Source organism: Aquirhabdus sp. (assembly GCF_046462495.1).
Lineage (GTDB): Bacteria > Pseudomonadota > Gammaproteobacteria > Pseudomonadales > Moraxellaceae > Aquirhabdus.
In genome coordinates this window covers 97087-112534 of record NZ_JBKGVE010000004.1, presented here as the reverse complement: position 1 = coordinate 112534, position 15448 = coordinate 97087, and the positions used below count along the sequence as shown (strand labels likewise).

The following is a 15448-nucleotide window of genomic DNA, read 5'->3' as shown; positions in this document are numbered from 1 at the left end:
CCTTAACCGTAGAATGATTTATTAGCTGCTGCCATGTCGCGCAGCAATTGTGGGGCTTCATAGGCTTTGCCTAAGTGAGCATATTTGTCACAGAGTGCAACGTAGGCTGCAACACCGGTTTGATCGATATAACGTGCTGCACCGCCGCGGAATGGCGGGAAACCGATACCCATGATCAGCGCCATATCGGCTTCTGCTGGGGTTTCAACGATTTTGTCTTCCAAGCAACGAACGATTTCGTTACACAGCGCAACCATCATGCGATCGATGATCTCTTGTGCATCAAATTCACGCTTCTCACCAGTCACAACGGGTGCCAGCAACTCGTAAGTCGTTGGATCCACTTTCTTGGCTTTTTTGCCTTTCTTGTCAGCGACGTAAACATAGAAGCCTTTGTCATTTTTCTGACCCAGACGTTTGTTTTCGTACATGACTTGGATTGAGCCTTTATAGTCAGGCTTCATGCGATCTGGGAAGCCCGCAGCCATCACGTCGGCACCATGAACACCAGTGTCGATACCGACCACGTCGATCAAGTACGCAGGACCCATTGGCCAGCCGAATTTTTCCATGACTTTGTCGATTTGTTGGAAATCAGCACCGTCTTTAACGAGCAGATCAAACGCACCGAAGTATGGGAACAAAACACGGTTAACCAGGAAGCCTGGACAGTCGTTCACAACAACAGGCACTTTGCCCATTTTTTGTGCCAAGGCAACAGTGGTTGCAATCGCTTGATCAGATGACTTCTCACCACGGATCACTTCAACCAGTGGCATCATATGTACTGGGTTGAAAAAGTGCATACCGACAAAGTTTTCAGGACGTTTAAGGTTTTTAGCCAAAGACGTGATTGAAATTGTTGACGTGTTTGAGGCCAAGATGGTGTTGTCATGAACCAGTGTTTCTACTTCAGACAGAACTGCGGCTTTCACTTTTTCAAGTTCAACAACCGCTTCGATGACGATATCAACTTCTTTAAAGTCACCGTAGTTCAGCGTTGGACGGATACGTGACAGGGTTTCACCCATTTTCACAGGCGTCAAACGACCTTTTTCCACTTGATTTGCAAGCAGTTTAGTCGCTTCGCCCATACCCAGTGCCAGCGCTTCATCACGAATATCTTTCATGACGATCGGTGTGCCTTTGCTTGCAGCTTGGTAAGCGATACCGCCACCCATGATGCCCGCACCCAGTACAGCCGCTTGTTTGATTGGGTGAGAGAGTTTTTCCCACTTCTTCGCCATCTTCTTAACCACTTGATCCGCCGAGAACACGCCGATCAAAGCAGTTGCTTGTGGAGTAACCGCTGCTTTTGCAAAGCCTTTAGACTCAATCTTCACCGCTTCATCACGATTCAGATTGACGTTTTGTTCAAGGTTTTCAATCGCAAGTTTTGGTGCTGGATAGTTTGTACCCGCTTTTGCCAAGATCAAGCCTTTTGCACTGCTGAACGCCATCATTTGTTCGATTGGGCTCAGTTTCACAGGGACTAATTTTTCTTGACGGCGTGCTTTCCAGTTCAATTTACCAGCCAATGCTTGCTTGACCAGATCAATCGCTGCTTCGTTTAATTTTTCAGGAACAACAACGGCATCAATAGCGCCATCTTTCAATGCCACGTCTGGACGTTTCTCTGCACCAGTCGCAATCCACTCCAGTGCATTGTCGATACCGATCACGCGTGGCAAACGCACAGTGCCGCCAAAGCCTGGGAACAGACCCAGTTTTACTTCTGGCAAACCGACTTTAGCGGCAGTTGAAGCAACGCGATATTCACAGCCCAAACATACTTCAAAACCACCACCAAAAGCGATGCCATTGATTGCTGCAACTTTAGGAATATCCAGATCTTCAAAGCCATTGAATACGCTATTCAATACACCCAGCCACTCTTCGATACCGGCTTCGCCTTGAGCAAAGTTGTCACCAAATTCAGTGATATCAGCACCAACAATAAACGTTGATTTGCCAGAGGTCACGATCAGGCCTTTTACACTTGCATCGGCCTTGACCGCTGCTGTGGCTTCTTTAAGTTCTTGCACGGTGGCACGGTTCAATTTATTGACCGACTCACCTTGTAAGTCGAATTTGAATTCTGCGATTCCGTCGCTTAAAGTCTGGACGGAAATGGCATTACCAGAGTAAATCATGCCTAAAGCTCCTGATGTAGGAAGTGGAACAGCAAAAAATTGACTACAAAAAAGGGGTTAACTCTGCGCTGACAAATCGCTCCCATGCTGTTTTCATGGATAGGATCAGGGCAAGCAGAAAAAAACTGTGTAGAGTGTACGCCAAGACGGTGGCTGAGTGATGCTTTTGCGTGTATATATGCTGTGACGCAAAGGTCACAAATTATTTTGCTAATGAAAACTGATAAACAACCACTCAATACGGATGACTTTTGTATCCTTAAAATGGATCGTTAAACAAAAAAATGAAAATTCACGGCTATAGCAATGAAAACCTTCACATTGATCACCTAAACTTTTTAGAGCTTGCTGAGATCACCTTAGTGGCAAGCCCTTTCGAGCTGCGTCGCATTGCAACATTTTTAAATCATTGCGCGGATAATATGGACAACATGGGTAGAGCCTATAGCCTTGAGCACTGATCAGATCAGCATTCTGGCCTTCAAGACTCACCGCAGCTCGTCGTCTTTAGTGCGCTCAATGAACAATAATATTTAACAACGCTATATATAAAGGATGATTTTAAACATGGTTACGACGACTCAACACACCGCACTCATTACCGGTGCATCCAGCGGTCTAGGTGCAGAATACGCACGTTTACTGGCCGCAGAAGGTCATCAACTGGTGTTGGTCGCGCGCCGTTTGGATCGTCTTGAAGCGTTAATCAGTGAATTGCAGCAGAAATATCCACAGCGCATGGAAGCCATCAGTTGTGATTTGGCTGAAGCGGGTGCAACAGCCCACCTGATGGATGAAATTGCGACCCGTGAACTGTCGATTGATATCCTGATCAATAATGCCGGCTACTCTCCAAAAGAAAGCTTTAGTCAGCAAACACCGCAGGTGGTCCAAGCCCAATTGCACGTGATGATCAATGCCGTGACTGAACTCTGCCATGCCGTGCTGCCCAACATGACCGAAAAACAGTGGGGACGGATCATCAATGTCTCCTCCCTTGCCGCCTTTGCCCCGCCCGGTCGCGGCACTATGTATTCGGCCATCAAGCAATATGTGCTCGCCTTTTCACAGTCGCTGGATATGGATGTGCGTCGTGACGGAATTCGCGTCACCGCCCTTTGCCCTGGCTTTACCCACACTGAATTTCATGATGTGATGGATGTTGCGGATAAGGCCAGTAAAATCCCTGCGGCATTCTGGAGTGATGCACCATTTGTCGTCAGTGCCGGCTGGCGCGCGGTCAATGCCGGACAAGCCGTCTGCACTCCGGGCATGCTCAATAATGTCATCGCTGTTGTCAGTAAACGACTCCCTGAGCGGGTTCGCTATCACATGGGACGCGTCAACCCTCTTGAATAAGATGTTTTTTTAGCCGGATCACAAATTAATATTCAATCTAAGCAATTGTTTTAACTGTCTATTCATAGAATACACTTGGTTAAATGTTGCTCGTGGTCGATTAGTTGTCGCACGAGCCTGCAAGCCTTGATAAAATAACGACTAATTTTTCCAAAAAAAGTATTTTTATGAAGTGGATCATTCTGGCGATATTCCTCTTCTCGGCAATCTATATCCAGCGCCGAGGTAAAGTGAAACATGCCTTTTTCCGTCAGTTTTTTGACCATTCCACCCTCATGGCACCCGTCAACGTGATCATGTATTGGTTTTCTAAAGTCCCTACCACGCCGTACCTATCCAGTGAGTACTTCAAAGACTTGAAGGTACTGGAAGATAATTGGGAAGTCATCCGCGGTGAAGCCCAGCAGTTGGCCGAGAAAGGCGGCATCAAAGCCTCGAGTTCATACAACGATGTCGGCTTTAACTCCTTTTTTAAAACAGGCTGGAAGCGTTTTTATCTGAAATGGTATGAGAATGGTCATCCTTCAGCGATGGATCTGTGCCCAAAGACTACTGAGCTGGTGCGTGGACTAGATTCCGTTAAGGCGGCGATGTTCACCGAGCTACCACCCGGTAGCCGTCTGGTACGTCACCGTGACCCCTATGCAGGCTCACTGCGCTACCACTTAGGGCTCGTCACCCCCAATGATGACCGCTGCTTTATCGATGTGGACGGAGAGCGTTATAGCTGGCGCGATGGTCAGGGTGTGATGTTCGATGAGACCTACATTCACTACGCGGAAAATGGTACTGATGAAAATCGCATCATTCTGCTGTGTGATATTGAACGTCCAATGACCGCACGCTGGGCGCAGGCCTTTAACCATTGGTTCGCACGCAATGTCATGACCGCAGCCAGCTCACCCAATGATGAAGCTGATCGTACTGGCGGCATCAACAAGGCCTTTCACTATATCTATCAAGTACGCATGGTCGCGAAGAACCTGAAGAAGAAGAATCGCCAAATCTATTACATCTTAAAGTGGCTCATACTGGGTGGCTTGTTGTATTGGATTTTCCTTGCGGGTTTCTTCTCACACTGATTCTTGTCGATATAAAAAAGGCCCCGATTAGTTCGGGGCTTTTTTATAAGGCGCATGATGAATTAAACAATTTTCTCGTTCACCCACCGCTTCATCAATGGCACAAGAATGGAAAGTAGCACCGCAACGATCAGCAGAGCTATCGCTGTGTGACCAAATAAATTAGGCATCTGTGCGACATTCTTAGGGTCAACATGACCACCCACCAATCCTGCGATCAGGTTGCCCAACGCCGCTGCGGTAAACCACAGCCCCATCATTTGCCCTTGCAAATGCTTTGGTGCAATCAAGGTCATTGCAGCAAGACCAACGGGGCTGACAAAGAGCTCTGCAATAGAAAATAGTAAATACGCGCCAAGTAGCCACAGCGGTGAAACTTGATGCTGACCGCCGAGTACCAAATTTGCAGCCAGATACATCACACCAAATGCGGTAGCACACATCAGAAAACCGATGATAAATTTGCCAATGCTGGATGACAGCCCATGCACTGGCCAACGCTGCCAGAGCAATCCCACAATCGGTGCAAAGATCACTATCGTCACCGGATTGATCGATTGGAACCATACCGTCGGAATCAGAAATCCGCCGACATGACGATCGGTAAAGTCCTGCGCAAATAAGTTCAATGCAGTCGGTTGCTGCTCGTTGGCCGACCAGAATACTGCGGCAGCAACAAACAGGATTAAGCAGAGCACAATGCGTTTCTTTTCATTTCCACTTAAACCGCCAAAGATAAACAACCAACTGATATACAGCACCACGATTGTTGCGAGGACATAGGTCATTGAACTGGCAATCACCAACGGTGGGAAGGTTGCAAGCAGGATAATAATGGCAAGAATTGACGCAACCAAACCCAACATAATCGCCGTCATTTTTTGGCGTGAGATCGGAGGCAGGTCATTGGTCAGACGATCAAAAGTCGCTTTGGCATAAACTCGGTAGATGATCAATGAGATCAACATTCCAAGCCCTCCCGCACCAAATCCCCAAGACCATCCGTACTCTTGTGCCAAGAGTCCCGTGATGAGCGGTGCAACCATGCTGCCTAAATTAATGCCCATATAGAAGATCGAATAGCCGGCATCACGGCGTTGATCGGTATCTTCATAAAGTCGACCAACCATGACCGAGGCACAGGTTTTGAATAAGCCTGAACCCATGACAATCAGGCCTAGACCTACAAAAAAAGCCGTACTACCAAACAGATGTGCGAGCGCAATACTTAAGTGCCCACAGGCAATCAGGATACTGCCCCACCACATCGATCGCGCTTGACCAAAGACATTATCAGCCAGCCACCCTCCGGGTAAAGTTGCCAGATAAACACTGCCCGTGAATATGCCAACTATCGCTGCGGCGGTCGGACGATCAAAGCCATAGCCACCTTGCATCACTGTTGCGGTGAGGAACAAAACCAGTAGCGGTCGTATGCCATAGTATGAAAAACGCTCCCACAGTTCTGCCATGAACAGCGGCGCTAGTGCCCGCGGGTGTCCAAAAAAAGTACGCTCTGTCGACATAAGTTTGAATTCAATAATTAAAATTTGTGGGACTATACAATGCAATAAACATGCACAATATAAGAAATCCAGACAAACTAAGTGGTCAAAACTCTTTAGTCTATCCGCTAAACATTGCTAAAAATAACGCAGCCAAGACAGGCTGAACTCATGGCTCTGCCGACTCGACTGACGAGTTTGTTGCCAACTGACACGCAAGGCCTGCCGTTGATCGTTCGACCCGAGATGCAAGGGAATTTGCGCACCGACTTTCGACTGGTTCTCCCAAACATGCTGGTCTTGCCAAAACAACTGTGTACTCTGTAGTTGTAGGCTAAAAGCGGACATATTCCACAGGCAACCCAAACTGGGGCCCATACCAACACGCCAGCCATGATCTAAAAATTTACCACCCTCCAGTGCCGCACTGGCTAATCCATAACACAGTGCAGAACCGAGTTGCCATGCCTGTCCCTCACCGCCCTGCACATAACTCACGGCATGGGTTTTATCCCGACTAAATGCTTTTTGATCTTGCGAGACTTGGCGAATACCCAAGGCTAAATTCCATGACAGCGGATCAAAGAAGTCCGTTTTTGGACTCAGTGAATCAATCGAAAGGAGCGTTAATTGCTGTAAAGAGAGCTCATCCTGCTGTATGCGCAGACGTGTCTGTAAAAAGTTGATGCCTGCACCATTACGATAGCCACCAGCGGGATCCAATAGATCATGATAGGCCGGTCGCCACTCCAGATCGGCAAAACCATGACCCTGAGCTTCCCCGCCACCCAACAGGATCCGGCTCGTCAAATGACCTTGGGCGGGATCAATACTTGGTGCAGGAACGGTAACGCGAGTATCCGGGACATCGTATTGACTGCGACGGATCAGGAGCGCACGTAGCTTGAGCTGAGCAACATCTTTATCGATATGATGACCCACAAACTGGTGATAAACATAATCACTGGCCATCTCACTGGCCTGTGCTTGTTGTTTTGCTGAGAGTCCCTCTAACTGGGCGTCGGGCTTTTCAACCAAAGTCTTTGCAGCATTGATCACAGGCGGTATCGCATGATCCGCTTGGGCGTTTAAGCGACTGGCGAAGGCAGGACGATAGTCCACTTTTTCAAGTAAACCCGCTTTGATCAGACTGGCACGCAGTGTATCGGTAGGGATTGCATAGATCGGAAACTGATCCTGTAAGGATAGCGACGGTCTGGCCACATCCATCAGACCTAAGAGTTGATAAGAACAATTGGAATGCAAAAAATAATAAGGAAAAGAGACAAAACGCAATTCCCATACTCGTTTGGTGATCCGCTGGGTTTCCATCGGCGTCAGATTAAGGCTGTACTCCCATAAGTCGCGACTTTCAAAATCATTGTATTCTTTGACTTTTTCATAATATGGCATGATGTCATAAGAGCCGGGATATTGCCCCGTTAGCCCTTTAATCGCAAAACTGGCACTACTGGCATTATCAGTTTGTGCCGAATAGTTAATCGCATACGCCAGCAATCGGGTCTGCACATTGGCATCGGGATCAAGGCGTAATAGCGTATGACCAAACATCGAGGATGGATTATTCATATAGTCAGAGCTAAAGACCAACGTCGCATGTTGAGGCTGAATCCCTTGCAACCATTGGGTCAATGCTGGGCATGGCGTGGCGGGTAAATCGCTGTCTTTAAGCCCAAGTTGCTCAACCAGCCAATCGCGGCGTACAGGGAATAAGCATGCGGTTGCATCATCTGGCTTACTGATGCCTGAATTGAAAAGACCCTTTAACGTCGCATCCAGTTCTGCTTTAGGATTGTGGCCCCCGTTTGGTGCCAGAAAGAAACTCGACTTGGTCACCGCACTTTCGAATCCTGCCCTTTTTTTCTGATAAACCATCAGACGATGCCAATAGGGTGAATCGGCTAAATGCATCCGGTCAGCTCGGGCAAGCGCATCTGCCAAAATTTCTGTGTTTGAAGCTTGGATATTTAAGGGGGTAATTTGATTCGATGGTGATGTGTGAGCCGGAACAATCTCGGCAAAGGCTGGCAGCATGATCGACAGGGTTAATAATCCCATCCATCGATTAAATGACTTTCTCAAGCCAAAGGGCAAAGTCTTTATCCGCATCATACGTGATTTAAGCTCGTACATCCATGTACACCAATAACCCAATAAGCAATTAAAAAATAAATATTAATTTTTTAATTATATAAAACTAATGACAAAAGAGCCCCGTATTTCACGGAGCCCTTTTTGCTTATAGCGGGATGTTCAATTAGGCAATTTTATACGCGGACAATGTCGCGTCTTGTGCCATTACGCTTTGTAATGCAGCAAGCACTTGACCAGTCGTTTGATTATTTGCCGCGTATATAGTTGCAAAGTTGGTTTTGGTGGCGTTGAAGAATACGGTTTTGTCTTGTTCTTTGATGCCAATCAGATTGGCCAGCACATTCAGGCTTTCACCCTGACCCACAGACATATCACGCGCTAGGCTTTCTTGGTTATTCCCCATAAACTCACCCAAACGTGCTGAAGCAGTAACAACACCGTTTTGACGGCAGCCTAGCGTACCGAAAGTAATACCGAAGGTTTGGTTACCGAACGTGCCGTTGGTGGTAGCACCAAGCACTTTAGGACCTAAGCCCTTTTGACCAGCCCAGACTTGAGTCCCTAGTCCGCAACCGATATCATTGTCTGCCATCGCTGCGGATGAACATGCGACCAATACCGCCGCTACTATTAGTTTTTTCATAATCTTCAACCTTGAGATTTATATTATATTGGTATAAAACAGGTGCCGCAGATATAGACTAAACTGAATAACGTTTTATTGCTAATGATTTTATAACAGAAATTTGCGATAGAATTCATGCAACTTAAACCCACTGTTTTCGAGGCATAGCCCTACCATGGTATTAAATCCTACTCCATATACAGACGCCCCATCAGGCACCAGTCAACTGGTGATTAGCGTCAATGATGTCAGGCTACATGTTGCAACTTGGGGTGACCCGAAGAATACACCGATTGTACTGGTTCATGGCTATCCTGATTCTCATGTGGTTTGGTTACCCTTGATTGAGCAACTGGCGCCTAAGTTCTATGTCATTGCTTATGATGTCCGCGGTGCTGGCAAGTCGGATGTACCGAAGAAAATTTCTGATTATCGTTTAGAACTATTGAGTCAAGATCTCGCAGCAGTCGTAGATAGCATTATTCCAGACCGTCGCTTCCATCTGGTGGGTCATGATTGGGGATCGATCCAAAGCTGGCAATCCGTCACCACGGATTTACTCAAAGGTCGTATTGCTTCCTACACCACGCTGTCTGGCCCTTCTTTAGATCATGCAGCACACTGGATGCGTCGCCGTTTGCTCAAACCATCCATTGATCCCAAGCACAATGCCTTCAGACAGCTTGCCAGCTCATGGTATATCGGCATGTTCCAACTGCCTATCCTGCCAGAGTTAGTCTGGAAAAATGGTCTGGGTAAACTCTGGACCAAGTATCTGGAGAAACGTGAAGGCGTGGTTGAGGCTCATCCTAACCCCACTCAAACTGATGATGGGGTTTATGGTGTACGACTCTATCGCGCTAACTTCATCAACAAATTGACGTCACCTCAAGAAATGTTTGCCCATTGCCCTGTTCAGCTCATCGTGCTGAAAAGAGATAATTACGTCAATTCATTCTTATTTGAAGACCTGACGCATTGGGTAAAAGACCTTTATCGCCGTGATTTAGATGCTGGGCATTGGAGTGCGCTATTGAATGAACCGCAAACCGTTGCCACATGGATTACGGAGTGGGTTGAAGCAGTGGACACCAAGAAACTGACCAAACTCAAGGCACTTAAAGTCGCTGCTTAATGGATGTGTATCCGGTCACTTTTAAGGTTTTAAAAGTGACTCATAAAAAACCGTATGAGAAGTCTTCCCATACGGTTTTTTAATCGCAGAAAACGTTACGCGTCGATTAAATCATCCAGCATATTTTGTGATGGTACAAAGAAATAGGCACCGCTGACGGGTGTCACGAAATTCAGCATTCGATCACCAATGCCATCTTCAATGCCATACATCCGCGACAGCATCCGATCAATCACGGTTAGATCTTTGGTATAGGCCTGAAAGAACAAGCCTTGATCACCACTCGCATCACCGTATGGCATGCTATGTCGCACGATCTCTAGCTCTTCCCCTTGTGCATCTTCGATGACCACTCGACCAATATGCGAATTGGTGCGTTTGATGCCTTCGGGTTGCTCAATGCTTTCAAGCTTAGAACGACCAAATACATGTTCCTGCGCATCGACTTTCAGTCGGTTCCACGTGGCAAGGTCATGCACAAAGCGCTGACTAAAGGCAAAGCTCCCGCCAGCAAATTTACCGTGACCCTCTCCCAGCAAAGTGGCTTCTGCTCGGTCATCACTGCCTTGCGGATTCTCAGTGCCATCTATAAATCCAGTCAGATCACGATGATCCAGATAACTAAAAGCATTGCGTTCATCCAAGACCTGAACCTGATTACTAATCCCCTGCATAAACACTTGTGCCAAGATAAAGCACAGATCCGCGCGATCACTATGGATATGGAACAAAAGATCACCACCAGTTGCAGGCATGGCAAATTTATCGGAAGTGCCTTTGCCTATCAGCGGTTGTAAGGCATGGAATCCGCGCGGCATGCCTAAGCCCAACCGCTGCCACAGCTCCGCCCCAAAACCAATTGACGTGGATAACCGTGAATTGGGATATTGAGTCAAAAGCCGATTGCGCGTCTCTTCAAATTTGGTGAGCTGTGCTTTTAACTGATCAAGCCCAAGCTGCTCGATATTCAAAATTAAGAAACGGGCATAGCCAGGAATCGGAGGCAAAATACCCGACTGCGGAGACAACTTTCCAGACATAGGTATTCTCAACTATTTATTTCTAAATGATTATAGGTATCCATGGATACAACTCAATGACAACGGGCTTAATTCAAATCACAACATGATGCGGCTAAACCAAGGAAATGAGAAGTGAACGGCTCAAATCATATAACTCCTTTGCGCTTGAGTTTAGCGCAAATAAACCCATGGATAACATCATCCACGTGAAACTATGCTTGTGACGTTCGACTCAAGTATGATGAGATGATTGTCTTTACCCAAAATAAAATTGCACGATTCGATATCAGATCTATGAATGAACTCTACGCCGACCATATCCGAGCCATCTTAGCCACCCTGCCCAACTTGCCCGGTGTTTATAAAATGCTGGGAGCAGAGGGTGAGCTGCTCTATGTCGGTAAAGCAAAAAACCTTAAAAACAGAGTCACGACTTATTTTGCCAAAACCGTTGAGCACCCGAAAACACGGGCTCTGGTCGCACGCATCCGTAATATTGAAACCCTGATCACGCGCAGTGAAACCGAAGCGCTGCTGCTCGAACAAAACCTGATTAAAGAAAATAAACCGCCGTATAACATCATGTTGCGCGATGATAAGTCGTATCTGTATATTTTCATTTCCGCAGATCAGCCTTACCCACGACTGGCCGCCGGACGTGGCAAACGCAATCATCAGGAAGGCAAATTCTTTGGCCCCTATCCCAGTGCAGCCGCAGCGCGAGAAGTTTTGGTCGTTATGCAAAAAATGTTTATGGTGCGTTCCTGTGAAAATGCGTTCTTTGCACAGCGTAAACGACCCTGTCTGGAATATCAGATTAAACGCTGCCGCGCACCGTGTGTCGGACTCGTCTCTCCTGAAGACTATGCCGTGGATGTTGCCAATACCATCGACTTTATGAAAGGCAATATGAGTGACCTGAATCAAAAGCTCATCAGCCAAATGGAGCATGCGGCAGAAGAGCTCGACTTCGAACAAGCAGCGCTTTACCGTGATCAACTCGGCGTCCTGCGCGAAGTGCAAGCCCATCAATCGGTCTATACGGTAAAAGGAGAAGCCGATATCCTAGCGATTGCCCAACAAGCGGGTGTGGTCTGTGTACAGGTGATGAATGTGCGCGGTGGGCGAGTTTTAGGCGGGAAAAGCTTCTTCCCTGACCTCGATATGAACGACAACATCGGGGAGCTGTTATCCGAGTTTCTCGCGTCGTTCTATTTCCAGTTTGCCGATGAACTCCCGAGTGAGCTGATCGTCAACGTGGAACTGCCAGACAAAGCCGCGCTTGAGGAAGCCCTCCAGCTCGAATTCAAACAAAAGGTCACCATCAAATCCCGTGTACGAGAGAATCGCGCAGAGTGGCTTGAGATCGCAAACATGAATGCTGATGGTGCCCTAAAAGCCAAATTGGCCAACCATATTCAGCTCAAAGAACGCTTTCGCGTGCTCCAGGATGTACTCGGACAACCTATTGATCGTATTGAATGTTTTGACATCAGCCATACCATGGGAGAATCCCCGATTGCCTCTTGTGTGGTGTTTGATCAGGGCGGTGCCCGTAAGCGTGATTACCGCCAGTATGCAATCACCGACATCACTGGCGGTGATGATTATGCCGCCATGGCGCAAGTACTCGAACGCCGCTATAAGAAGCAACCGGTCCCCGACCTGATGTTGATTGATGGCGGTAAAGGTCAGCTCAATGTCGCTAAAGCCGTGATGGAAAAATTGGATCTACATCCGCTCATGATTGGCGTGTCTAAAGGCGAAGGACGTAAGCCTGGTCTTGAAACCCTGCACCGTATTGACGGTACTTTCTTTCAGCTGGAGCCCGACGATAAAGCGCTACATCTTATTCAACAGATTCGTGATGAAGCGCATCGCTTTGCCATCACCAAGCACCGCGCCAAACGCGATAAGAAGCGGGGTGGTTCGGTCCTAGAGGTCATTCCCGGTCTGGGGCCCAAACGTCGTCGTGATCTCTTGACCCACTTTGGCGGTATCCAAGGGGTACTGCGAGCATCAGAAAATGAACTGGCGGGTGTAGCGGGGTTTGGCAGTAGTCTTGCACGGATCGTTTATAAAGTTCTGCACGAGTAGATCTTTCTAGAGAAAGCGGCCAAGCATCTCATCGAGCACCCACAAAATATATGACCAGTCGGTCTCATAAATGCACCGACGCATACTCTAATTTCATGTACGCTCAAAGCATCGCTTTTCATGAATAAAAGAGAATGCTCATGTCGATCCATCAACTGTTAACCCAAGCCCAAACTCAGAACCAAATGACCATTCCACCGGGCTGGGGCCAAGGTCGAGCCACTTATGGTGGTTTGGTCGCAGGTTTACTATGTAGTCGTCTCATCGCGACGCTCGGTGCAGATGGACAAAACCGCGTGCTGCGCTCGGCCACAGTTTCTTTCATCGGTGCTGTTGCCGTCGGTGGAATTGAGTTTAAAACTGAAATCTTTCGCAGCGGTAAATCGGTGACTCAGGCAGAAGCTCGCCTGATTCAAAATGGTGAAGTGCTGGCTGTGCTGTTGGCCAGTTTTGGCAGTGCACGTGATTCTGGAATCCATGTCCTCCCCACGCATGCCGCACCAAAGTGCAAACAACCGGACGAGATTCGGGCCTTACCTTATATCGCGGGCATGATGCCCGAGTTCTTTCAACAGACAGACATCCGCTGGACCAATGGTGCTCAGCCTTTCTCAGGTGCAGCACATCCTGACTTTGGTGGCTGGATGCGCTGGAAAGATCAGTTTTCAGAGATGACGGTATCGCACCTTTTTGCACTGATTGATGCATGGCCGCCATCTGTATTGCCTATGTTTAAAACCGTGGCACCAGCCAGTAGCTTATGCTGGACTTTGGAATTTTTGGATATTCCCTCAGACAAAACGTCTGAAAGCTGGTGGCTATATCAAGTCAAAACTGACTCGGCTAAAGCAGGCTATGCGCATAGTGAAGCGCATATCTGGGATGAGCGGGGAAGTTTGGTAGCAATCAGTCGACAAACCGCGACCATCTTTGCATAGCGTGTGAAGCAAAAGTGATGCTATTTAAGCGACGTTCCACGTGGAACGTCGCTGTTTTACAGCAGTCCATCAGCGATCAGTAAGCTTTCCAAACACTGCTCACGAATGCCATAAAAGGCTTTGATGGATTCAATCTGACTTAAAATTTCAGCTTTTTTAGCCGTATTCTTGGCTAGACTCTCTCGCTTAATCGCCAAGATCATTTTGTTCTTGCTGGTGTGCTCGAGCGCCACAAACTCAAAAACTTTGGTTTCATAGCCACAGGCTTCCAGCAACAAGGCACGGAGACCATCCGTCAACATCTCCGCTTCCTGCCCCAGATGTACCCCATGCTGCAGCATCGGACGCAAGACTTGCGGACTCTGTATTTGCGGTCTTACTTGCTTATGGCAGCACGGCGCGCACATGATGATGGATGCACCCAAACGCACTCCCGTATGCAAGGCATAATCGGTCGCAACATCGCAGGCATGCAGCGCGATCATGACATCCACGGCTTCTGGATGATAACTGCGCACATCGCCTTGATAAAAACCTAAGCCTTGAATACTCAATTGATTAACGACATTGCCGCACAGCTTAACCAGCTCATCACGGAGTTCAACACCCGTGACCTGAGCTGTATAGCCCAAGGTTTCACGGAGAAAATCATGTATCGCAAACGTGAGATAGCCCTTCCCTGCCCCAAAATCGACGACATGCACTGGACGACTCGTCGGCAGCTTTAAGGACTCAAACGCATGCTGGAAGACTTCTATGAATTTGTTGATCTGCTTCCACTTGCGCGACATGGCGGGAATCAATTTCTGCTGAGCATCCGTCACACCAAGCCCCGTTAGAAACGGGCGCTTGATATCAATAAAACGATTCTTCTCCCGATCATGGGCTTGTGAAACTACAGTAGTGTTCGCAACCGCTGTCGTTTGTATCGTCGCCTCATTTTTCTTATTAAAGAGTAACTGCGTCTCGAGCCCTTGCAACCTTAAATGAGCACTCTTAAAACTATCGGTTTGGCTCTGATCGAGATAGGTACGGATCTGCGCCAACCCGTCTTCAATGCGAAAATTTTTGGTCACATCACGTGTCTGATAGTGATAGGTAAAGGAGAGATGCGGCTGACCTTTTACCTCAAGCAGGCGGACAGAAATTTTGTTCAGCCCAGCCTCATTGCCACTATATTTAGCCAAGCTCAATTTGATAAATGAAAAGCCATCAGCGCTTGGGATAAGACTATCAGTGAGGCAATGAGAGAATTGCTCTACAGCATTTTCGGGGAGTGACATACGGTTCTTTAGACAACGATAGAAGAGAAAGCTGGGGCGAATTATAGCAATTTATTGATCAGCACAGGTCAGATAAAGAGCAGGGATATTGAGAGGCATGGCAGCAGACTTACCAATTAAAACGAGAGCGATAC

At 47.6% G+C, this 15448-nt stretch carries 11 protein-coding genes; 5 read left to right on the top strand and 6 right to left on the bottom strand.

What is annotated here, in order from left to right:
* Window positions 1–2: 2 nt before the first annotated feature.
* Window positions 3–2153, bottom strand: a complete 2151-nt coding sequence (gene fadB, locus ACLHG7_RS04035) for a fatty acid oxidation complex subunit alpha FadB (RefSeq protein ID WP_410209774.1) — start codon at window positions 2151–2153, stop codon at window positions 3–5.
* A gap of 567 nt (window positions 2154–2720) precedes the next feature.
* Between fadB and ACLHG7_RS04030 the strand changes: the two genes are divergently transcribed.
* Window positions 2721–3512, top strand: coding sequence for an SDR family NAD(P)-dependent oxidoreductase (locus ACLHG7_RS04030; protein ID WP_410209773.1), 792 nt, complete (start codon window positions 2721–2723; stop codon window positions 3510–3512).
* A gap of 167 nt (window positions 3513–3679) precedes the next feature.
* On the top strand, window positions 3680–4594 hold the full coding sequence (gene lpxO / locus ACLHG7_RS04025) for a lipid A hydroxylase LpxO (RefSeq protein WP_410209772.1): 915 nt from the start codon (window positions 3680–3682) through the stop codon (window positions 4592–4594).
* Window positions 4595–4656: 62 nt separating this feature from the next.
* On the opposite strand, the gene ACLHG7_RS04020 is transcribed toward lpxO, so the two are convergent.
* From ACLHG7_RS04020 to ACLHG7_RS04010, 3 genes are all read right to left on the bottom strand, one after another.
* Window positions 4657–6135, bottom strand: coding sequence for a peptide MFS transporter (locus ACLHG7_RS04020; RefSeq protein ID WP_410210380.1), 1479 nt, complete (start codon window positions 6133–6135; stop codon window positions 4657–4659).
* Window positions 6136–6237: 102 nt separating this feature from the next.
* The gene (locus tag ACLHG7_RS04015; protein WP_410209771.1) at window positions 6238–8232 is read right to left on the bottom strand and encodes a DUF4105 domain-containing protein; all 1995 of its coding nucleotides are present in this window, start codon (window positions 8230–8232) and stop codon (window positions 6238–6240) included.
* 145 nt (window positions 8233–8377) lie between these two features.
* The gene (locus ACLHG7_RS04010; protein WP_410210379.1) at window positions 8378–8860 is read right to left on the bottom strand and encodes a DUF3015 family protein; all 483 of its coding nucleotides are present in this window, start codon (window positions 8858–8860) and stop codon (window positions 8378–8380) included.
* 154 nt (window positions 8861–9014) lie between these two features.
* Here ACLHG7_RS04010 and ACLHG7_RS04005 point away from each other — a divergent pair, with 154 nt between their 5' ends.
* Window positions 9015–9974 (top strand): alpha/beta fold hydrolase, encoded by a 960-nt coding sequence (locus ACLHG7_RS04005; protein WP_410209770.1) that lies wholly within the window; start codon window positions 9015–9017, stop codon window positions 9972–9974.
* Between the two features lie 95 nt (window positions 9975–10069).
* Here the strand turns inward: ACLHG7_RS04005 and ACLHG7_RS04000 are convergent, their stop codons facing one another.
* Window positions 10070–11002 carry a Dyp-type peroxidase gene (locus tag ACLHG7_RS04000; protein WP_410210378.1) on the bottom strand — a complete coding sequence of 311 codons (933 nt, stop codon included), beginning with the start codon at window positions 11000–11002 and terminating at the stop codon, window positions 10070–10072.
* A 288-nt stretch (window positions 11003–11290) separates the two neighbouring features.
* On the opposite strand from ACLHG7_RS04000, the gene uvrC reads away from it, so the two are divergent.
* Together uvrC and ACLHG7_RS03990 are read left to right on the top strand one after the other, a co-directional pair.
* The gene (uvrC, locus tag ACLHG7_RS03995; protein ID WP_410209769.1) at window positions 11291–13093 is read left to right on the top strand and encodes an excinuclease ABC subunit UvrC; all 1803 of its coding nucleotides are present in this window, start codon (window positions 11291–11293) and stop codon (window positions 13091–13093) included.
* A 140-nt stretch (window positions 13094–13233) separates the two neighbouring features.
* Window positions 13234–14031 carry a thioesterase family protein gene (locus ACLHG7_RS03990; protein ID WP_410209768.1) on the top strand — a complete coding sequence of 266 codons (798 nt, stop codon included), beginning with the start codon at window positions 13234–13236 and terminating at the stop codon, window positions 14029–14031.
* Between the two features lie 56 nt (window positions 14032–14087).
* Here the strand turns inward: ACLHG7_RS03990 and ACLHG7_RS03985 are convergent, their stop codons facing one another.
* A complete protein-coding gene (locus tag ACLHG7_RS03985; RefSeq protein ID WP_410209767.1) occupies window positions 14088–15314 on the bottom strand; it encodes a class I SAM-dependent methyltransferase in 1227 nt (408 codons plus the stop codon).
* Between the last annotated feature and the right edge of the window lie 134 nt (window positions 15315–15448).